The following is a 21398-nucleotide window of genomic DNA, read 5'->3' on the forward strand; positions in this document are numbered from 1 at the left end:
TCATTTTTGTCGCTGTATTTTTTGTTTCTCTTCGGTATTGTGACACACTGTATTATGCTAACATGCTGCATATTTTAGCTCTACCGCAACAATTAATTATGAAATTCCCTGGTAAACGTAAATCTAAACACTATTTTCCTGTCAGTTTAAGAGATCCTCTGCTCCAACCCATCAAAGAGATGATGGATACCGAAAATAATCAAGCCTATATTGTTGGTATTGACCAGACATTGGTTGATATTGAAGCCAAAGTTGATGAGGATTTTATCCAGCGTTATAACCTAAGCCAGGGACATTCGTTAGTTATTGAAGATGATGTAGCTGAGGCTCTTTACAAGGAGCTGACAGAGAAGAATCTTATCAGCCATGAATTTGCGGGTGGCACTATCGGCAATACTTTGCACAACTATTCTGTGCTGGCTGACGATAAATCCGTCCTGCTTGGTGCGATGTGTAATAACATCCAAATAGGAAGTTATGCGTATTGTTATCTTTGCAATACCTCCAGTCGTATGGATTTAAATCACCTTCAGGGGGTTGATGGCCCAATTGGCCGCTGTTTTACCTTAGTAACGGAAAACGGTGAAAGAACATTTGCTATCAGTCCGGGGTTAATGAATCAGCTTCGCCCAGAAAGCATTCCTGAACATATTATTGCGGAAGCGTCAGCTTTGGTGATTACTGCTTATTTAGTGCGTTGTAAACCGGGTGAGCCAATGCCGGAAGCAACAATGAAAGCCATTGAATATGCGAAGAAGCATAATGTGCCTGTTGTATTGACGTTAGGAACAAAATACGTCATTGCTGATGATCCGCAATGGTGGCGTGATTTTTTGGCTGAAAATGTTTCTGTTGTTGCAATGAATGAAGATGAAGCTTGTGAATTGACAGGTTTCAGCGATCCTTTATTAGCGGCTGACATGGCACTAAATTGGGTGGATTTGGTGTTATGTACCGCTGGACCTGCTGGATTATATATGGCGGGTTACACTGAGGAGGAGCACAAGCGCCAAACATTGCATCCTTTGCTACCGGGTGCGATTGCAGAATTTAACCGTTATGAATTCAGCCGGGCGATGCGTAAAGTGGATTGCCAAAATCCAATGCGGGTTTATTCCCATATTGAACCTTATATGGGAGGGCCTGAAAAAATCATGAATACTAATGGTGCTGGGGATGGCGCGTTATCTGCATTGCTGCATGATATTACTGCCAACAATTATCATCGCATGAATGTACCTAACTCCAGCAAACATGCGCGCTCTTATTTAACCTATTCTTCTTTGGCTCAGGTATGTAAGTACGCTAATAGAGTGAGTTATCAGGTATTGAGTCAGCATTCTCCGCGTCTAACCCGAGGGTTGCCGGAGAAAGAAGATAGTCTGGAAGAGTCTTACTGGGAACGTTGATTCTGCTAGCCTGAGATATTGTCTTAATTGTTTTTATGGGAATATCCCCACGTTATGGGGGATATTCCTTGGCTCGTCAGTTATGTTGGAGATGAAGTCGCTGGTGAATGTAATGATGGTGGCTCTATTGGGCAACCCTCTTCATATTCAGGTAATGCATCAGCCATTGCCCGTGCTATTTCATGTTCACCAATGATAATGTGATTAGTGCCACGTTCCGTAATGTAAGTGACTTCATCATCATAATGGGCTCGAACAATAATATTGATATCTGGCCTGATTTCTCTGGCATTTGCAACAATCTCACCCGCTTCATAACCATTAGGGATTGTCAGGAATAAAATACAAGCGCAATCGAGCCTTGCTAGAGCCATGATTTCTTTATTGGCGGCGTTCCCCATTACGGCACTGATACCCATTTCGCCTAACTCTTCAAATCGGGCACGTGTATCTTCAATGATCACAACTGGAAAATTTTTTTCTTGTAAACGCTGACAAAGCTGATGCCCTACTCGGCCATAACCCACCACAATAGCATGACCACAAATATCGACAGGGATCTGGGTTTCTTCTTCCAGTGTTTCTTCGAGTAATTGTTCTTCAATGGTTTCTGTTTTTTCCAAATAGCGATCCAGTAAGCTGAATAGAACAGGATTTAACATGATTGAAATGATGGCGCCAGCCAGTACAAGGTTACGGGCTTCCCCATCCAGGAATCCCAGCGTGACACCAAGCCCAGCGAGAATAAAGGCAAATTCACCAATTTGGGCGAGACTGGCTGAAATGGTTAGGGCTGTACGTCGTGAGTGCCCAAACATCCTGACTAGTAGCAAAGCAGCTAATGACTTACCAATGATAATAATGGCAAGGGTTCCTAAAATCGCCAGAGGCTGTTGGAGTAAGACCATAGGGTCAAACAACATGCCAACGGAAACAAAGAAAAGAACCGCGAAAGCATCCCTTAGCGGTAAAGTATCTTGCGCTGCCCGATGACTCAATTCTGACTCATTCAGTACCATACCAGCGAAGAAGGCACCGAGAGCAAATGAAGCATCAAACAGTGTCACCGCCCCATAAGCAACACCTAATGCAATGGCAAGTACAGCCAGCGTAAACAGTTCACGGGAACCTGTCCCAGCAGTTTTCGCCAGTAACCAAGGAATGACACGCCGTCCGACGAAAATCATCAACAAAATAAAGGCAACAACTTTTCCAACTGTGATAGATATCTTTAACAACAATTGCCCAATGTTTGCGTTTTGACTGTCCATAATTCCTGCTGCCGCAGGAAGTAATACTAACGTCAGTACCATAGCCAGATCTTCAACAATTAACCAACCAATGGCAATTTGTCCTCTCTGACTATCAACGAGCTGTCGTTCTTCTAATGCCCTGAGCAATACTACCGTGCTGGCGGTAGACAGGCAAAGACCAAATACAATGCCGTTGAGTAACCCCCAACCGAGCAGCATTGATAATCCGGCGCCTAATAAGGTTGCAACTGCAATTTGGGCGATAGCACCAGGAATGGCAATTGATTTGACGGCTAACAAATCTTTAAGTGAAAAATGTAGACCGACACCAAACATCAGCAAGATCACGCCAATTTCTGAAAGTTCTGGAGCTAAAGATGTATCGGCAACAAAACCAGGAGTGAAGGGACCCGCTAGTACACCTGCTACGAGGTATCCTACCAGAGGTGAGATTCTCAGGCGCTGCGCAAGCATGCCAAGCAGATAGGCAAGAACAAAACCGCCAACAATGGTCGTGATAAGAGGTGTCGAGTGCTCCATCAAGGCTCCTTCTGGGTAGCGAGTATATAAATTGTGTAGTTAGGTGAGGTAATAATATATTTTATAAATAGTTAAAGATTACAAAAAAATATATTGAGTGGTAAAAACGAGAGTGATCTACATAAATACTATTTTAATGTAATTTTATGTAGATATTGCCATTATTTACGCTAGTTTACAAAGAAAAATAGTCTAATAATTATGGTGTTTATCCAGGATTTTCCTTGTCTTTTTTAAGCGTTCTTTTCTATTTTTGGCAAAAACAACGTAAAAATACCAAGAAGTGGCAGAAAAGCACAAATTTTGTAAACCAATTCTATACTGGTTTTATCTGCGACATAACCAAGTACGGCAGCCCCAATGCCCCCCATACCAAAGGCCAGGCCAAAGAACAAACCTGCGATCATGCCTGTTTTACCGGGAATTAGCTCTTGGGCATAGACTAAAATAGCAGAGAACGCAGAGGCCAATATTATACCAATAATAACCGTTAGTATGCTTGTCCAGAATAAGGAGGCATAAGGTAACAGCAGGGTAAAAGGTGCAACGCCAAGAATTGAACCCCAAATGACATATTTCCGACCTATCTTATCTCCGATCGGCCCTCCAATCAGGGTACCTGCCGCTACGGCAAATAAAAAGATAAATAGGTGGATCTGGGCGTTTTGCACTGACAAGCCAAATTTCTGCATCAGATAAAAGGTATAGTAGCTACTGATACTGGTTAGGTAAAAGTACTTGGAGAAAACCAGTAACAGAAGAATGGCAAAAGAATTTATGATAGTTTTTCTAGGTAGCTTTGGCAGGGAATTGGTATGAGAAGATAGCGGGGTTATAACCCGATGCTGCATCTTATACCACTGGCTGACTTGCAAGAGGATTACGATAGCTAACAATGCTGCCAGAGAAAACCAACCGACGTTTCCTTTGCCGTAAGGCGCAATAAAAATAGCTGCTAACAGTGGACCTAATGAACTTCCTAAATTTCCCCCTACTTGAAATAAAGATTGGGCCAGGCCATGACGTCCACCTGAAGCCATGCGTGCGACTCGTGACGATTCTGGATGAAAAACGGATGACCCCGTACCGACCAATGCGGCGGCTATTAATATAATTGAAAAACTTTCAGCGTAAGCTAATAGAAGCAAACCAGATAAGGTAAATCCCATACCGATAGGCAATGAATAGGGTTGCGGATGTTTATCAGTATACAAACCGATAAGGGGCTGCAATAGGGATGCTGTTACCTGATAGGTTAGAGTTATCATTCCAACCTGAATAAAACTGAGAGTAAATTCAGATTGCAGCAGTGGATAAATAGCCAGAATCAACGATTGAATCATATCATTCAGCATATGGGATAAGCTGATGGCACCAAGAATTGAAAAGACTGTCTGATGTGTTTTTGTTGGTGATGTTGGAAAAGAGGTCGTTTTACTTTTTTCACTCATATTTATTCGCTTATCAATGTCATTATCAATAAAGTTTGCAGGGGTAATTTTTTTAGGTTTGTTGATTTACTGTTTAATTTTTACACCATAATACATCTTAGATAATTAACAAAATTTTTATTTATACCTATATAATTTGACCGCAATCTCAAAAAGGTGAAATCTTTTAAGCAGCGGCTTAAAAGGGATAAACCATTATCATCATATAACTAATAAAATTTTGAAATACATGGAGATACCCCATGAAATTATCGTTTAAAGCGTCAATTTGCGCCCTTGCAGTTTCGCTGTCACTGGCACCGTTAATTGCAAACGCCTGGGAAAAAGATAAAACCTATGACATTACCATCTTGCATACTAACGATCATCATGGTCACTTCTGGCATAACGATTATGGTGAATACGGTTTGGCAGCCCAAAAAACGGTGGTAGATTCCATTCGTCAGGAGGTTGCCAGGAAAGGGGGGAGCGTATTGTTATTGTCAGGTGGTGACATTAACACCGGCGTACCGGAATCAGATATGCAAGATGCTGAGCCAGATTTTAAGGGTATGAATCTGGTGGGATATGATGCGATGGCATTGGGGAACCATGAATTTGATAAGCCCTTAAATGTATTGTTCCAGCAACAAAAATGGGCAAATTTCCCATTTCTCTCTGCCAATATTTACCAAACCAGTACAGGCAAGCGTTTATTTAAGCCATATGCCATTTTTGATGAGCAAGGTGTGAAAGTAGCGGTTCTTGGCCTGACAACCGATGATACAGCGAAAATAGGTAATCCGGCTAATTTTCCGGATGTCGAATTCCGCGTTCCTGCTGAAGAAGCCAAAAAAGTTATTGAAGAGCTGAAAAAGAATGAAAAGCCAGATGTAATTATTGCGGCAACCCATATGGGGCACTATGACGATGGGCATCATGGCACGAATGCGCCAGGAGATGTTGAAATGGCACGCAGTTTGCCTGCGGGTTATTTAAATATGATCGTGGGTGGCCATTCACAAGATCCGGTATGTATGTCTGCGGAGAATAAAAACTATAAACAAGTGGATTATGTTCCGGGCACACCTTGTTCTCCCGATCGCCAAAATGGCACATGGATTGTTCAGGCTCATGAATGGGGGAAATACGTAGGTCGGGCTGATTTTCAATTCCGTAATGGTGAATTCAAGTTGGTTCATTATCAATTGATCCCTATTAATTTAAAGAAAAAGGTGACAAAAGAAGATGGCAGTACGGAACGTGTTTACTATACGCATGAAATTAAACAAAATCCTGAAATGCTTAAGTTGCTGACACCTTATCAGGACAAGGGCAGCCGGATACTTAATGTAAAAATAGGCTCAGTAGATAAAAAATTAGACGGTGATCGCAGTAAGGTACGTTTCGTTCAAACAAATATGGCACATCTTGTATTGGCTGCCCAGATGGAACGAACAAACGCTGATTTTGCAGTGATGAGCGGTGGTGGGATTCGTGACTCAATTGAAGCAGGAGATATCACTTACAAAGATGTCCTGAAAGTTCATCCATTTGCTAACCAACTGGTTTATGTGGACTTCAAAGGTAGCGAAGTTTTGCCATATTTGACGGCTGTTGCAAATATGGAAAAAGATTCAGGTGCCTATGGGCAGTTTTATAAGGTGAGCTTTGTGAAGAATGGTAAGAATATCAGTGATGTAAAAATCGGTGGTAAGCCATTAGATCCAAATAAAACTTATCGAATGGCGACGTTGAACTTTAACGCGATTGGAGGGGATGGTTATCCACGGATTGATAATTTGCCTGGTTATGTTGACACGGGATTTATCGATGCTGAAGTATTAAAAGGATATATTGAAAAACATTCTCCATTAAAAGACTCTGATTATGAACCGAAAGGTGAAATTCGTATAAATAATAACAATTGATCAATAGATTGCTGCTAGTTATCTGTATAAAAAGACCATCTGAAAGACAGATGGTCTTTTGTTTACTATCAATAAGGCGTGTTATGCATAATCTATAATAGGAACGGTTAAGACTGAATAATAATCTAATTATTAAATGGCATAGTAATTAATGAATTGTTTTCTCCTTTGGTTGGTTGTTTTTCAAGTCCATTTTTTCATATAAGGTGATAATTTTTTGAATTGCTTTGGTATTTCAAAAATAGTAATTCTTCCTCCTGTTAACTCTTGATTTTTTTCAATGGTGACATTGATATGAAATAAAATATCTTTAAGTTTTATTGGGTTTTTACGTAATAAAAAGTTTTTGGCTATTTGACCAATTAAATAAACTTTTAGAGAATTTTCATTTTTACTAATACCGTTAGATTTTTTTATCTTTGTCTTTGAAATGGCAAAATTGCTTGTTGATATCTCCTTAAATGTTAAAGAAAAATAAGCCAGTAAAAATCCTTCTTTATCTACAATCAAATAGGTTCTTGTTGCGTTTTCTTGTTCAAATCTAATTGATTTTAAATGTAAAAATGATTCTACGTCATGGTTAGATGGACAGGAGAATGAGAGCAAATATTCTTTTGTTCTGTCACTACCAAAGGCTGCAAGAATTTTACTTAGAGTGAGAATTTTCGTTTTAATATCTCTATTGCCTCCTTTTGCTGTGCTTCAAAGTCTATTTTTCAAAATCATCTTTTGGTTGTTTCCTATTAGCCTTTCTCAGCATTTTAATTGCTTTGGGATCAGTAATAACAATTTGTCGAAAAAATGATGAGGTGGCCATTTCATTCTTCTTCTATTTAAATAAACTAAGTTAATTGAAATAGTAATTAGTGATTTTTGCGCCATGAGGGAAGTATATCGGCATTATTGTTTATCACAAGGCCCTGTTTTAAAGAAAACAGAGCCAGCTCGAAAAAATTAAGCGGGAATTACAATTTATTTTCAAATTTTAGCAATGTCAGAAAATGAACAATTAAGTAATTGGCATAAGTCTATGGGGGACAATTCAATATCTAAACCACGTTTACCACCAGAAATAAATAGGGTTGGCAAGGTTTGCGCCTGACTGTCAATCACGGTAGGTAGACGTTTTTTCTGTCCCAACGGGCTAATGCCACCCACTAAATAACCCGTTACCTTTTGTGCCAGTTGAGGATCGGCCATATCTGCTTTCTTGGCCTTGAAAACTTTAGCCACTTTTTTCAAATCGAGTTGCCCAGAGACAGGCGTAACAGCGACAGCAAGATTTTTAGGATCACTATTCAATGAAACCAACAATGTCTTAAAAACCTGATTAGCATCTAAACCGAGTTTTTTCACCACTTCATCACCAAAATTATGTTCATTGACATCGTGGTCATAAGAATGAAGTTTGAAATTAATTTTTTGTTTTTCCAGCAAGACAATAGCGGGAGTCATATTTTTTCCTATAACGATCAATTTATAACTGCTTATCTGTAATAGTTAGCTTTCAGTATGAAACAGGTGAAGTTGCTATGCTTGTATTTTTGCCAGCATCTGCCGTAAGTTATTCTTGCCGTGAAGGTGTAAGGCGCCTACTGCAACCAAATATTTTCCTGCCGGTAAGCGATGTAATTGCTCACTCCATTGACGGTTGCGTTCAGACATTAGGGTTTGATAAATCTCTTCGCAGAATGTCATTGGTATTACCTGATTTTGTTTCTCAGGTTTGTAATTCATCCACCAGCTAATCATAGTCTGTAAAGCACGGGCATTGGTATGCCAATGAGTGATGGTATCTTCCAATAGTGAGATCCCACCGTTTGGCAAATTGGTGAGAAGGCTAACTTGTGCATCAGTTCCTTCCAGCTCGATAATGGGTTTATTGATAGCTTTTGCACTGTTCAGTAATTGGCAATCGATACCATATTGAGGTTGTAACCCCAAATATTGGGCTTGGGCTGCCTGTAATATCAATGCAACTTGCCACGACGGCAATGAATCCAGCAACGTGACTGGATGTTGAATTTCTCGGCAATAGTGTTGTAAACAGGCAAAATGTTCGGGAGATAAACGTTGTGATAGTTCGGGCTGTTCAGGAAACGTTTCCTTGAAAGGGGAATTGACCTGAGTGATATCTGCCTCGACAATCAGCGCATCCACTTGCTCTAGTTGTTCCAACAATACCTCAGAAAGTGGATACATGTTTTTAGTACCCATATGAATGCTGCCAACAATATGTAATTGTTTGTTTTTATTTAAATTGATGTCAAAAGCAGGATAAGGGTAATACTGTTGGGAATTGAACCCTAATATATTACTGAAATATGACATTAATTTTCCCATATTGCATACTCCAATAGCTGGCATTGGGTGGTATGCTAACCTGTTAATGGCTAACAAGAAAGAGAGAAAAGTGCGGGATGAAAAGCTAAACATATTCCGTTTAGCTTTTCATGGGGGGAAAATAAAATTTCCTGGATGTTAGGTCAGGACTTAGGCTTGAAGCGCAATAAGCGATTGGCGTTACTGACAACAGTAATAGAAGACAATGCCATGGCTGCACCTGCAACGACAGGGTTTAATAAAGTGCCTGTGAAAGGGTATAAAATGCCGGCTGCAATTGGAATGCCTAAAGTATTATAGACAAATGCACCAAATAGGTTTTGTTTCATATTACGCAATGTACCGCGGGATAATTCAACTGCATCAGCAACCCCGTGCAGGCTATGGCGCATCAGGGTAATTGTTGCGGTTTCTATGGCGATATCACTACCGCCTCCCATTGCAATGCCAACATCCGCTTGTGCCAATGCAGGAGCATCATTTATGCCATCACCGACCATCGCCACTTTCCTGCCTTCTGATTGAAGTGACCGAATGGCCGCTGCTTTGCCATCAGGTAAAACACCAGCAATTACCTGGTCAATACCCGCTTCCTGGGCGATAGCATTCGCTGTGGTGGGATTATCTCCGGTTAACATAACTAAACGATAGCCTTGGTGATGTAAGCGTTGCAGGGTTGAAACGGTATCCTGGCGCAAGGGATCACGAATGGAAAACAAGGCAGCGATTTTCCCATTGGCTGACAGAATAACGGGGGTAATGCCTTTTTCTGCCTGTGCCACAATAAATGGCTTTAACTCTGCGGTTGCAATCTGATGCTGCTCAAGTAATTTTTGGTTACCCAATAACAGAATAATATCGCCGACTTCCCCTTTAACACCCAATCCCGCCAAGGTACGGAATGCTTGTACTTCAGGTAATTTGTGTCCCTCAACCTTAAGTAAAATAGCTTTTGCCAAAGGGTGATTAGAGCCATTTTCTAATGCACCGGCCCACAGCAATACTTGCTCTTCGGTGAAACCATTAAAGGTGTGGATCTCTGTGACTTGTGGCATACCTTCAGTTAAGGTACCTGTTTTGTCAAAGACAATCGTATCCAGTTGACTGGCATGTTGCAGAGCATCAGCATCACGCACCAATACACCTAATTCGGCTGCCCGTCCTACCCCTGAGATGATGGACATGGGGGTTGCCAATCCAAGCGCGCAAGGACAGGCGATAATCAAGACTGTTGTTATGATGACCAGTGCGTACATAATTTGTGGGGCAGGGCCGACAACATACCAAATCATGCCAGCAATCAGGGCGATAGCAACAACAATAGGTACGAATATTGATGATATTTTATCCGCCAATTGGCCGATTTCAGGTTTACTGCTTTGTGCCTGACGCACTAATTTGATAATGCGTGCCAGGGTTGTTTGGCTGCCAACCGCATTGGCTTTAAACAGTACCGTACCATCCTGAACTACAGTGCCGGCATGGACGGTATCGCCAGTTGTTTTTTGCTGAGGAATGGGTTCACCTGTCAGCATGGCTTCATCCAGCCAAACTGTACCCTGAGTAATTTCACCATCAACCGGAACACGATCTCCTGTTGTCAGGCGCAGTACCATATTAGGCATCACATCGGCCAGTGGCACTGTTTTTTCACCTTCAGAGGTAACTATCCGCGCTGTTGGCGGGGTGAGATCCAATAATCGCTCAAGGGCCTTGGAAGAACGTTGACGGGCACGTTGTTCCAAGGCATGGCCGAGATTGATCAAACCAATGATCATGGCACTGGCTTCATAATAAAGATGGCGCGCTTGGGGTGGAAAAATTTCTGGCCATAAATTGACGCTCATTGAATAGAGCCAAGCTACGCCAGTACCCAGAGCGACAAGGGTATCCATTGTTGCACTGCCATTTTTTAGGCTTTGCCACGCATTGCGATAAAAATGCCCACCTGCAAATACCATGACACCCAGTGTTATCAAACCAATAGTTAGCCAAATGGCGTGGTTTGCCGGTGTAAGTATCATATTGTCGCCTATCATTCCCCACACCATGACAGGCACCCCAACCACTAACGCAAGGGCTGATTGCCAGCGAAAGCGGCGCATATTAGCTTGTGCTACTTGTTGCTGGCGTTCACGGCGTTCTGTTTCATCCTGAATGATTTCCGCACCATAACCGGCCTTGATGGCTGCTTCAACTAAAGCGTTTGGTGATGCGTGGCCTGTGACCAATGCGCTTCTTTCCGCGAGATTGACTCTGGCATGTTCCACGCCATCAACGGATTGCAGGGCTTTTTGTACCTTGCTGACACAGCTTGCACAGCTCATGCCATCCAGCAGGAGCTGAATACTGTCATTATCACTCGCATCATTTTTGTTGTTGTGCTCAACAGAAACTGTTTCTACCGGAGTCGAAGATATTGCCGCTGCCAAAGACTCCGGAGTCTGTGGAACATATATTGCCAGCGGCTCAGTTTTTGGGCAATCGGCTTCCGTGGCTAATTCAGCGTGATATCCGGCTTGTTCGACAGCATGAATTAAAGCACTGTTCTCTGCTTTACCATAGATTTTTGCTGTTTGGGTATCAACTTCTGTGGCGATAACACCTTCTACTGTTTCCAATGCCTTTTGTGTCTTATTTGCACATTTCATGCAGTTTAAACCTGACAGGCGCAATACAACATCGGGCAGGGTGGCAACAGTGGCTTGATAATCTTCGGTAACAATGGCGGCAATCAATTCATCAGATGAAACATTACTGATAACTTTGGCATAATTGAGGTTCACATCCGTCAGCTCAACGCCGGGTATTCTTTCCAGCGCTTTTTTAACCCTGCCGACACAATGCATACAAGTTAGGCCTTGAAGTGCGAGAATGGTGGTTGTGGACATAACAATATCTCCTGATACAGAGTGATATACTTATCATTAAGGCTAAACCTTCCTGCAAGGGGAAGGTCAAGGGGAAATAATGAATATCAGTGAAATTGCCCGTAAGACCGGTTTAACCAGTAAAGCAATTCGGTTTTATGAAGAAAAAGATCTCATTACTGCGCCGGAGCGGGGAGATAATGGCTATCGTTATTACCAGAAAAGGCACATTGACGAACTGATGCTTTTGCGTCAGGCGAAAGAAGTTGGATTTACATTGGAGGAATGTCGCGAATTGCTGCGATTATTTCGCAATCCTCACCGTCACAGTGCCGATGTAAAAATGGCGACCCTGCAAAAAGTGGCGGAAATAGAAAAAACGATGCTGGAATTGCAAAAGATAAAGGAAAAATTACTGGTATTGGTGGCTGAATGCCCGGGAGATGATGGGGCTGATTGTCCCATCATTGAGCATTTATCTGGCTGCTGTAAGCATCACGGTTGATGGGGAATAGGTCTCACCTTTAATGTGATTCCGTCAACGGCGATAACTTCAACTTCGGTATTGGCTGGAAGCTCTTGGTTACAATAAACGCGCCAACTGCCATCGGCCAGTTTGATTCGGCTAAAACCGTTTTCAGTATCCGTGATTAAACGGGCACGCATTCCAATTAACTGGTGGTTTTTCTGATTGAGCGTCTTATCACTAGCCTGACGTGGGCGATGGCGTAGCCAGCTACGCCATGCAATAACAGAAAGCAAGGTCAAGACAGCAAACAGCGTGCCTTGCAGTTCCCAGCCCATATTAGGGAAAATCCATGTGATCAGGGCAACAACGACAGCTGCACTTCCTGTCCACAACAGATATCCTCCCGTTCCCAGCAATTCTGCAATCAGAAGCAGGCCACCAAAACAGAGCCAGAACCAGGCTGGCTGAGTGGCGATCTGTTCAATCATAACAATTTATCCTGTATGGCTATTTATCCTGTTTGCTCTTCTTGCTTTCGGTAATTAATTCGGCAATACCACCAATGGCGCCCATCAAATTGCTGGCTTCCAGCGGCATCATAATAACTTTGCTGTTATTTGAGGCACCAATATTGGTGAGGGCATCGGTATATTTTTGGGCAATAAAGTAGTTAATTGCCTGCATATCGCCATTAGCAATAGCGTCAGAAACCATTTTGGTTGCACGCGCTTCTGCTTCGGCGGCACGTTCACGGGCTTCCGCCTGAAGGAAGGCTGATTGGCGCTCACCTTCTGCTTTCAGGATTTGCGACTGTTTTTCTCCTTCCGCTTTCAAAATGGCTGCCTGCCGAATACCTTCTGCCTCAAGAATATCTGCACGTTTGGTACGCTCTGCTTTCATCTGGGCGTTCATTGCGGAGATCAACTCTTTAGGTGGACGCACATCGCGGATCTCAATACGCGTGATTTTGACACCCCATGGGTTAGTGGCTTCATCGACGATTGCCAGCAACCGGCTGTTGATGGAATCGCGTTGGGACAGCATTTCATCCAGTTCCATTGAACCCAACACAGTACGGAAGTTGGTCATGGTCAGGTTGATGATGGACAGCTCCAGATTGCTGACTTCATAGGCAGCACGTACGGGATCGACAACCTGAATAAAGCAGACAGCATCAATGGTGACATTGGCATTATCGCGAGAAATGATTTCCTGCGATGGTATATCCAGAACCTGTTCCATCATATTGATTTTACGACCGATACGATCAACAAATGGCATGATAATGTGCAGGCCTGGTGTTAATGTACGGGTATAACGTCCAAAACGCTCAACAGTCCATTGATAACCCTGTGGAATGGTCTTAACACAAGTAAAGACGATAGCAATCGCAATAACGATTAAAATCGGTACAGCACCAAAAGAGAGTAAATCCATAACAATTCCCTTACTTAGCTAATTATGGAATATATAAGTTTTCTTTACTTAATAGAGTAAAGAGTATACATGACGACGGTATTTAGATGCCAGAGCATCTCCAGTGCCTAGTGCAGAGAGAATCTCCATCATCGTCTTTTTCACTGCACCCTCGGCAGCAGAAAGATCCTTTTTCAGAAAACTAAATAATAATTCCAAGGCTTCTTCATTACGGCCAACTTCGTGTAATTTCGCAGCCAGTTGTACGGCTAATTCTGCATTCTCTGCTTGAGTTGCCAACTCTTGTTGCAGTTGTCGAATCTCAGGTGAATCAGCCGCCTCTTTCTGGGACTTAAGGCATTCAAGCAATTCATGATAGCGTTCATCTTGTGCTTCTAATGGAATGGTATCCACTATTTTTTGGGCCTCTTCAAGATGATTGAGTGAAAGGTTCACTTGGGCTAGCAATAGGGTAATCTCTGTATCTTGCGGGTTTTCTTGATGGATTTCTTTCAATAAAGGTAATGCCTCCTGATCCTTACCTTCTACAAGTAGCTCGTTAACTTGCTCTAATGGTGATTTTTCCATTTGAGGAAGGAGAGTGGCAAAAATTTTTCTGATAGCCTCATCGGTCTGGATACCTTCAAAACCCTGAACAGGACGAGCTTCTTTTACAAACAGTACGGTAGGCAAGCTACGTACACCAAATTGTGCAGCAATATGGTAAAGTTGGTCACAATTGACTTTGGCCAGAGCAAATTGCCCTGCATATTCATGGGCTATTTTATCAAGCGTGGTTTCTAATTCATGGCAATGTAGGTCCTGTGGAGACCAGAAGTAGAATACGACAAGCTGGTTGAGAGAGTGCTGTACAACTTCGGCAATATTCGATTCATCAATATTAATGATATGGGCAGTATTGTTGTTTGTATTTACGGTTGGTTCCATGGGATTTTTCTCTGAGTCGTTGTAAGGTGATTACATGAATAAATAAGACTTGTTTGTCCGTTTTTCAATGTCTATTTACTTTGCCAGCGCAAGATTCTATCGAGCCATCGCTCAGGGAGTAGACGGCGCATCATTTTTACTCCATGAGTCAATAAGGTAACGGAATAGCGTAATTTCGGGTTAGGGCTTTCCAGTGCATGAATGAGTTTAGAAACGACATCCTCAGGCATCAACGTAAAACGACGAGCAAGGCCTGGATTCTCAACCGGACGATCCTGCTGTGTTTGATTGACATTCTTCGTAAAACGGGTATGGATTGGACCAGGTTCTATCAGGCTGACTTTAATGTCTGTTTTTGCCAATTCTCCACGTAAGGCATCCGACCATGCTTCAAGGGCATATTTACTGGCAGCATACGCCCCACGACCTGGTGTCGAGATCAATCCCATAACAGAGCTGGTTTGGACAATCCGCCCTGCGCCATAAGCGCGTATAGCTGGCAGTAGCAGGCATGTCAGTTGGTGGGTGCCAAAGAAATTGGTGGAAAACTGTTTTTCCATCTGTTCGCGGGAGATACTTTCTAATGGACCGTAGACACCAAATCCCCCATTATTGAATAGCCCGAACAAACGGCCGTCGGTTAATTTGATGACTTTCCTGGCGGCGCACTCTACGCTTTCTTTATCATCTAAATCCAATTCGATGGGTTCGAACCCCAATTCATGCATATGTGCCAAATCAGAGGGTTTGCGGCAAGCTGCGAGTACGCGGTAACCACGTTGGTGGAGCGTTTTAGCCGCGACTAACCCGATCCCGCTAGAACACCCAGTAATAAAAATAGCTTTTTGCATAACTTTACCTGTTCACCTGCATCAATTTATGGAAATAAATGATTTACTATTAAGAAATATTTTTACTTAAGGAGAGTTGATATATACCGACAATTTGTTGGACATCCAATCAGCGATAAAGGGTTGTGCGGCTTGATTGGGGTGCAACCCATCATCTTGCATCCATTCTGGTTTGATAGCAACGTGCTCCATGAAAAATGGCAGCAGAGGAATTTGGTTGTGTTCAGCAAGCTCAAGATAAATTTTGGCAAAGGATTCGGTATATCGCTTTCCATAATTAGGTGAAATTCGGATTTGCATTAACAACGGTTGTGCGCCGGCTTGTTTAATCAAAGTAATGCCCTGTTGCAAATCTTGTTCTATGTTTTGAATGGGAAAACCACGCAGTCCATCATTCGCACCAAGCTCTATCAAAACCCATTTTGGATTGTGCTGTTTCAATAATTCAGGCAAACGTTCAAGCCCTTGTGCGGCAGTATTACCACTAATACTGCCGTTAACAATGACTGTTTTTTTGCCGGTTTGTTGCCACTGTTTTGCCATCAGTGCAGGCCATGATTGCTCAACTGGCAAACGATATCCGGCACTGAGGCTATCACCTAATATTAGCAGGGTATCTGCTGCCGCTGCTCTGGCACTGCATAGCACCAACAATAAAAGGAAAAATACATGGCTGTAGAAAGTATTCTTGAAGTTCATCATCTCACTAAACATGTCGGTCAAGGGGAACAGGTAATTAATATATTGCAAGGTATTGAGTTAGTTGTCGAGCCAGCACAGACAATTGCATTAATTGGTGAATCAGGCTCCGGTAAATCAACGCTTCTGGGTATTATTGCCGGATTGGATGATGGTAGTGGAGGAGAAGTTCATCTATTGGGACAAAATATCAGTCGCATGAATGAAGAGCAGCGCGCGCAGTTAAGGGCAGAAAATGTAGGTTTTGTTTTTCAGTCATTTATGTTGATCCCCACTTTGAATGCATTGGAGAATGTCCAGCTTCCGGCATTATTGCGTGGTGAATCAGAAAACCAAAGCCGTGAACAAGCCATTGATCTACTGGGGCAATTGGGGTTAGGGAAACGCCTGAAACACATGCCAGCCCAGCTTTCAGGGGGAGAACAACAGCGGGTGGCTTTGGCTCGGGCATTCTGTACTCGTCCCAAAATCCTGTTTGCTGATGAACCAACGGGTAATCTTGATCGCCAGACAGGAGATCGCATCGCCGATTTGCTGTTTTCCCTGAATCATGATTACGCCACCACGTTGATTTTAGTCACGCACGATAATCAACTTGCGGCGCGTTGCCAGCGTCGCTTACGCCTGGTAGATGGAAAATTGCGGGAGGAAGCATGATCTGGCGCTGGTTTTGGCGTGAGTGGCGTACACCTTCTCTCCTGATTGTATGGTTATCCCTGACCTTAGCGGTGGCCTGTGTGCTGGCATTAGGGCGTATTAGTGATCGCATTGATCAAAGTGTGCATTATCAAAGCCGTGATTTTTTGGCGGGTGACCTTGTTTTAAGGGCTTCGTATCCCGTTGATGAAACCTGGTTGCAAAGGGCACAAGAGCAGAAGTTAACACTCAGTCGCCAAATCTCATTTTCGACCATGACGTATGCGGGAGACATTCCACAACTGGCTCAGGTGAAAGCCGCAGATGAGCGCTATCCTTTGTATGGAGAACTGGAAACCAATCCGCGTGGGTTAAAGCCAGAAAAAGGTTCTGTATTGGTGGCTCCACGATTATTGACACTATTGGGCGTTAGGATAGGAGATAATATTGACGTGGGAGATACCACGTTGAAGATTCGTGGGGAATTATTGCAAGAGCCTGACAGCGGTTTCAATCCTTTTCAGATTTCTCCCCGAATTTTAATCAATATTGAGGATGCTCAGGCTACCGGGGCGATTCAACCCGGCAGCCGCTTGACTTACCGTTATATGTTTGGGGGTTCTCCTGCCGCCATCCAATCATTCCAGCAATTCGTTGAACCGCAACTAAAAGCGGATCAACGCTGGCTGACATTGAAACAAGATAATAGTGTCATGGCGCAATCCATTGAGCGTGCCCAGCAATTTTTATTGCTATCAGCTTTGTTAACATTACTACTTGCTGTAGCGGCAATGGCAGTTTCCATGGCGCATTACTGCCGCAGCCGACATAACCTGATTGCTATCCTGAAAACATTAGGTGCAGGGCGCTGGGCCTTGCGTCAATGGATCATTGGACAATGGTTGGTGATATTGCTTGCCGCCATAGTGGTAGGTTCCATTTTGGGGTTGGTTTTTGAATCTGCATTGATTCGAATCCTGGCAGGAATGTTACCTAAGATGTTACCGGCTGCGGGAATGTGGCCGTGGGTATGGGCGATAGCTGCTCTGTTTGGTATTGCCGTGTTGGTAGGTATTCGTCCTTATCGCCAACTCATGGCTACCCAGCCTTCACGGGTATTGAGAAGTGATGTAACGGTATCCATCTGGCCATTGCGTTATTATTTACCCATGGTGGCATTAATCATAACAGGAGGATTGGTCTTACTGGCAGGCACTAAGCCGTTGTTATGGTCACTGTTAGCCGGAGTGCCGATTGTCGCGTTGTTTTTGGCACTATTGGGATGGGGAGGATTATGGCTACTGCGCCGCGTGACGTTCCGCCAGTTAAGCCTGCGTCTGGCGGTCAACCGGTTACTGTGTCGGCCATTTCAGACCATGACCCAATTGGCGGCATTTTCCCTGTCATTCATGTTATTGGCTTTGCTGATTATGGCAAGGGGAGATTTATTGAACCAGTGGCAACAGCAATTACCACCGGATAGCCCTAATTATTTCCTGATTAACATGACCCAACCCCAAACGGCTCAAATTAATGACTTATTGGCTAAATATCAGGTAGAACCTACCGATTTTTATCCCGTAGTGCTGGCACGTTTGACGGAAGTGAACGGACAATCTGCGCTGGAATGGGCGAATGAAAAACACCCTAATAGTACTACCGTGCGTCGCGAACTGAACTTAACTTGGAAAGAAGAACTGCCGCCTTTTAATACCCTGGTTGCGGGGACATGGCCGCCAAAATCGAACGAAGTTTCTATGGAACAAGGTGTCGCTGAACGGTTAAACATTAACCTGGGAGACAGGCTCACATTCACCGGAGATACCCGAACGTTTCATGCCATAGTAAGCAGTATTCGCAAGGTGGATTGGGAGAGCATAAATCCGAATTTCATTTTTATTTTCGTCAAAGAGACGTTAGAAAATCAGCCCAGAATGTGGTTAACCAGCTTTCATTATCAAGGGGATGGAAGGCTGTTAACGGAAATTAACCGCCATTTCCCGACCGTTAGTATGCTGGATATTGGTTCGATACTCAAACAAGTACAAGGCATCTTGCAGCAAGTTAGCAAGGCATTAGAAATTATGGTTGTTTTGGTAATGATTTGTGGCGGGTTACTGTTATTGGCACAAATTCAGGTAGGTATGAGCCAGCGACAACTTGAATTGGTGGTATACCGCACATTAGGGGCGAGCAAAAAGCTTTTGCGGCGTACATTATGGAGTGAATTTGCCCTGCTTGGTTTTATGGCGGGTTTGGCAGCGGCATTTGGTGCAGAAATCGCACTTTGGTTGTTACAGACTCAGGTCTTTGACTTTCCGTGGCAGCCACAATGGCAGATGTGGTTTCTGCTTCCCATCATCAGTAGCTTACTGCTTTCACTATGTGGTGGCTGGTTGGGAGTCAGGTTATTACGAAAGCAAGGGCAATATCGGCGCTTGCCTGAGTAATCTCTACATCTTTGATAAACCTCGTTGGTTTAAGCGAGGTTTATCAGCGATCTATTTGACCAGATATTATCAGGCAAATTCTTCTCTTAACTTGGGCAGTATCCGATCGCCAAAAATCTTTAACCCTGTTATGTAATCGGGGAAAATCAACATAACGCCATCCAACTCACAAGTACGCATTAAACCTGTTAGTTGCTTGTAGCAGGTATCTGGCGTACCGATGGCAGTATGAGTCATAAAGGCGTTTTGGGAGCCTTCTACCATCGCATTGCTTTTTCCATCCGTATTGACGCCAAAACTATGCATCATATTTTTGACAGCTTCCACATCCAAGCCCTGGCGATAGAACTGTGCGAGGGTTTCAGCATAGGCATCTGTTTCAGCGTAAATGACAGTACACATGCAGAATGTTTTAGTTGACGCACACTGAAACGTAGCCCTTGTTCGGATTGGCAGGCACAAACGAGATTTGTTCAAATTCGTCTCGGAATGAACCGGAAACAATATTCAGCCTCGCACGTCCCTGACTAATGTGATCCAGCGTGGCGATCATTTTGGTCGTAACCGCCGGATTATGCAGCCCGGCATGAACAGTTGCGATTAATTTTGCGCGGTGGGTCACTTCGGCAATCCCCGCCAAACCCGCACCATTTTCCCATGGACATAATGAAATCAAGGCCAATCTGGTCGGCCAAAATAGCAGCCTCTCGGTTCTGTTTATAAGACGCATCCAGTGGTGGTATGTTTTTGGAGATGATCCACCCACTTTTGGCGATGGGCAGAAATACATCGAACGCTTTCTTTGACATCACTATTTCCTTGTTTGTACGTTATTTCAGTTCATTTTTACCTTATTCAGTAGATTGGGTGTTTTCTCATTTTATGAGCAGGTGGTTTCATCATTAATGTTACGACAAGAACAACAAATACAGGAATGGCAATAATCAGGAATGCAGAGGTAAAACTGCCTGAATAATCTTTGATGGCACCCGCAAAAAAAGGCGCCAGACAAGCCAAGGTAGATATCAGGTTCATGATAGAAAACAGTTCCAAATAAGGCTTGCGGCCAAAATAGTTAGCCAGCAATACACTGGATGCAAGGAAGGTCATGCCATATCCCATTCCGACACACAGCGTGAACGCAATCAAGAACGGCCATGACGAGGCGATACTCAGTGCAATCAAGCCAAGGATAATAATAAACAGGCTGATAATCAGTAACTTTTTGGGTTCTACCCACTCTCCCACTGCACCGCCGGCTAATCTGGAAAATGCATTGATAAAAGCCATTGTGCTCAGTAATCCAGCGGCGATAGCTTCGCTGAAACCATTTTCGATAATATGAGCAACCGCAAAACTGTTGACGGTAATGCCACACCATAAAAATGCGGTGTAAGTTGCAGCAATCACATAAAACTGCCATGTCCGTAGTGCTTGACGTGCGGTCCAATGTTGCTTGGTACGATAAATGCTGGGAGTATCCTGATTGTTATGTTTCTGGTTTACGGCCTTGGCGTGGGCGATTTCCCGTTTACCTTCCTGAAGAATAATAATCGTCAGGATAACGAAGATGGAGAGGATAATGGCGGAAATCATCCAATGCATTCGCCATGTTCCCCAAATACGGGTCGCCAGAAAGTAGATCCACGGGCCAATTACCCCACCTAGTCCACCTATCGTGAAATAGAAACCAAAAGCAAGGGCCTGTTTCTCATATAGCCGTGAAATCACATAAGTGCCTGGTACTGTTGCCAAAAAAGTAAAACCGATACCAATTAAAGCCGTACCAATAAAGTACGATGAAATAGCGTATGTGTGATAAAGATTGTAGAAACCTGCCAGAAAAATCAGCAGGCCAATAGACAGGGTAAAACGAACGCCAACTTTACGGATAAATACTGTTGGCAGAAAACTGGATAGCCCGCAAGTCAGGCCAAGCAGTGTGAACCCCAAACCTGCATTTGTCCAACTCCAGCCCAGTTCATTAATCATACTCGGCAGGACAACACCCAATGATGTAAAGGTTGTTGCTGTGGATAAAAAATAGACCATGCCTAAAAGTATCAGCAAAAACCACTGATAAGTACGCCCAAATTTGTCGTGTTGAATAGACATTGTGACTCCATCAAGGATGTAAACGATTAAAAGCAGCA

Annotated in this window: 19 protein-coding genes; 5 read left to right on the forward strand and 14 right to left on the reverse strand. The window is 43.3% G+C overall.

All coding sequences use genetic code 11. The features are described from left to right. Positions 1-98 precede the first annotated feature (98 nt). Positions 99-1409 (forward strand): inosine/guanosine kinase, encoded by a 1311-nt coding sequence (locus BDE27_RS02735; RefSeq protein ID WP_099132563.1) that lies wholly within the window; start codon positions 99-101, stop codon positions 1407-1409. An 80-nt stretch (positions 1410-1489) separates the two neighbouring features. On the opposite strand, the gene ybaL is transcribed toward BDE27_RS02735, so the two are convergent. Beyond that, entirely contained in the window at positions 1490-3202 is a 1713-nt protein-coding gene (ybaL, locus tag BDE27_RS02740) for a YbaL family putative K(+) efflux transporter (RefSeq protein ID WP_099132515.1), read from the reverse strand. Between the two features lie 233 nt (positions 3203-3435). Beyond that, positions 3436-4653 carry an MFS transporter gene (locus tag BDE27_RS02745; RefSeq protein ID WP_099132516.1) on the reverse strand — a complete coding sequence of 406 codons (1218 nt, stop codon included), beginning with the start codon at positions 4651-4653 and terminating at the stop codon, positions 3436-3438. Between the two features lie 242 nt (positions 4654-4895). Between BDE27_RS02745 and ushA the strand changes: the two genes are divergently transcribed. Beyond that, a complete protein-coding gene (ushA, locus tag BDE27_RS02750) occupies positions 4896-6563 on the forward strand; it encodes a bifunctional UDP-sugar hydrolase/5'-nucleotidase UshA (protein WP_099132517.1) in 1668 nt (555 codons plus the stop codon). Positions 6564-6746: 183 nt separating this feature from the next. On the opposite strand, the gene BDE27_RS19570 is transcribed toward ushA, so the two are convergent. The 4 genes from BDE27_RS19570 to copA form a co-directional block, all read right to left on the reverse strand. Beyond that, positions 6747-7073, reverse strand: a complete 327-nt coding sequence (locus BDE27_RS19570) for a C2 domain-containing protein (protein WP_208638550.1) — start codon at positions 7071-7073, stop codon at positions 6747-6749. A 468-nt stretch (positions 7074-7541) separates the two neighbouring features. After that, positions 7542-8018, reverse strand: a complete 477-nt coding sequence (gene ybaK, locus BDE27_RS02760; RefSeq protein WP_099132518.1) for a Cys-tRNA(Pro)/Cys-tRNA(Cys) deacylase YbaK — start codon at positions 8016-8018, stop codon at positions 7542-7544. 75 nt (positions 8019-8093) lie between these two features. After that, a complete protein-coding gene (locus BDE27_RS02765; RefSeq protein WP_099132519.1) occupies positions 8094-8906 on the reverse strand; it encodes a TraB/GumN family protein in 813 nt (270 codons plus the stop codon). A 143-nt stretch (positions 8907-9049) separates the two neighbouring features. Then, positions 9050-11797 carry a copper-exporting P-type ATPase CopA gene (copA, locus tag BDE27_RS02770; RefSeq protein ID WP_099132520.1) on the reverse strand — a complete coding sequence of 916 codons (2748 nt, stop codon included), beginning with the start codon at positions 11795-11797 and terminating at the stop codon, positions 9050-9052. A gap of 79 nt (positions 11798-11876) precedes the next feature. Here copA and cueR point away from each other — a divergent pair, with 79 nt between their 5' ends. Further along, positions 11877-12281: a Cu(I)-responsive transcriptional regulator gene (gene cueR / locus BDE27_RS02775; protein WP_099132521.1), complete on the forward strand. Its 405-nt coding sequence runs from the start codon at positions 11877-11879 to the stop codon at positions 12279-12281. On the opposite strand, the gene BDE27_RS02780 is transcribed toward cueR, so the two are convergent. The 5 genes from BDE27_RS02780 to tesA form a co-directional block, all read right to left on the reverse strand. Continuing rightward, positions 12272-12733, reverse strand: coding sequence for an NfeD family protein (locus BDE27_RS02780; RefSeq protein WP_099132522.1), 462 nt, complete (start codon positions 12731-12733; stop codon positions 12272-12274). The two genes, cueR and BDE27_RS02780, sit on opposite strands and share 10 nt — an antisense overlap. A 19-nt stretch (positions 12734-12752) precedes the next feature. After that, on the reverse strand, positions 12753-13682 hold the full coding sequence (locus BDE27_RS02785; RefSeq protein WP_099132523.1) for an SPFH domain-containing protein: 930 nt from the start codon (positions 13680-13682) through the stop codon (positions 12753-12755). A 48-nt stretch (positions 13683-13730) separates the two neighbouring features. Next, complete coding sequence (locus tag BDE27_RS02790; RefSeq protein WP_099132524.1) at positions 13731-14609, reverse strand: co-chaperone YbbN; 879 nt, start codon at positions 14607-14609, stop codon at positions 13731-13733. A gap of 71 nt (positions 14610-14680) precedes the next feature. Then, entirely contained in the window at positions 14681-15460 is a 780-nt protein-coding gene (locus BDE27_RS02795; protein WP_099132525.1) for an SDR family oxidoreductase, read from the reverse strand. Between the two features lie 66 nt (positions 15461-15526). Further along, entirely contained in the window at positions 15527-16159 is a 633-nt protein-coding gene (gene tesA / locus BDE27_RS02800; RefSeq protein ID WP_208638561.1) for a multifunctional acyl-CoA thioesterase I/protease I/lysophospholipase L1, read from the reverse strand. Between tesA and ybbA the strand changes: the two genes are divergently transcribed. Together ybbA and ybbP are read left to right on the forward strand one after the other, a co-directional pair. After that, complete coding sequence (gene ybbA / locus BDE27_RS02805; RefSeq protein ID WP_099132526.1) at positions 16130-16816, forward strand: putative ABC transporter ATP-binding protein YbbA; 687 nt, start codon at positions 16130-16132, stop codon at positions 16814-16816. The genes tesA and ybbA overlap by 30 nt on opposite strands. Beyond that, the gene (ybbP, locus tag BDE27_RS02810) at positions 16813-19245 is read left to right on the forward strand and encodes a putative ABC transporter permease subunit YbbP (protein ID WP_099132527.1); all 2433 of its coding nucleotides are present in this window, start codon (positions 16813-16815) and stop codon (positions 19243-19245) included. Before ybbA ends, ybbP begins: the two co-directional genes overlap by 4 nt. Positions 19246-19314: 69 nt before the next feature. Here ybbP and BDE27_RS19740 read toward each other — a convergent pair whose 3' ends face one another. The 3 genes from BDE27_RS19740 to BDE27_RS02820 all read right to left on the reverse strand — a co-directional run bounded on the left by BDE27_RS19740 (position 19315) and on the right by BDE27_RS02820 (position 21360). Further along, positions 19315-19647, reverse strand: coding sequence for a hypothetical protein (locus BDE27_RS19740; protein WP_244208661.1), 333 nt, complete (start codon positions 19645-19647; stop codon positions 19315-19317). Positions 19648-19657: 10 nt separating this feature from the next. Next, positions 19658-19921, reverse strand: a complete 264-nt coding sequence (locus BDE27_RS19745; protein WP_244208662.1) for an LLM class flavin-dependent oxidoreductase — start codon at positions 19919-19921, stop codon at positions 19658-19660. Positions 19922-20100: 179 nt separating this feature from the next. Further along, entirely contained in the window at positions 20101-21360 is a 1260-nt protein-coding gene (locus BDE27_RS02820) for an MFS transporter (RefSeq protein ID WP_187651472.1), read from the reverse strand. Positions 21361-21398: the final 38 nt, after the last annotated feature.

The sequence above is a fragment of the Xenorhabdus ehlersii genome, assembly GCF_003610465.1.
Lineage (GTDB): Bacteria > Pseudomonadota > Gammaproteobacteria > Enterobacterales > Enterobacteriaceae > Xenorhabdus > Xenorhabdus ehlersii.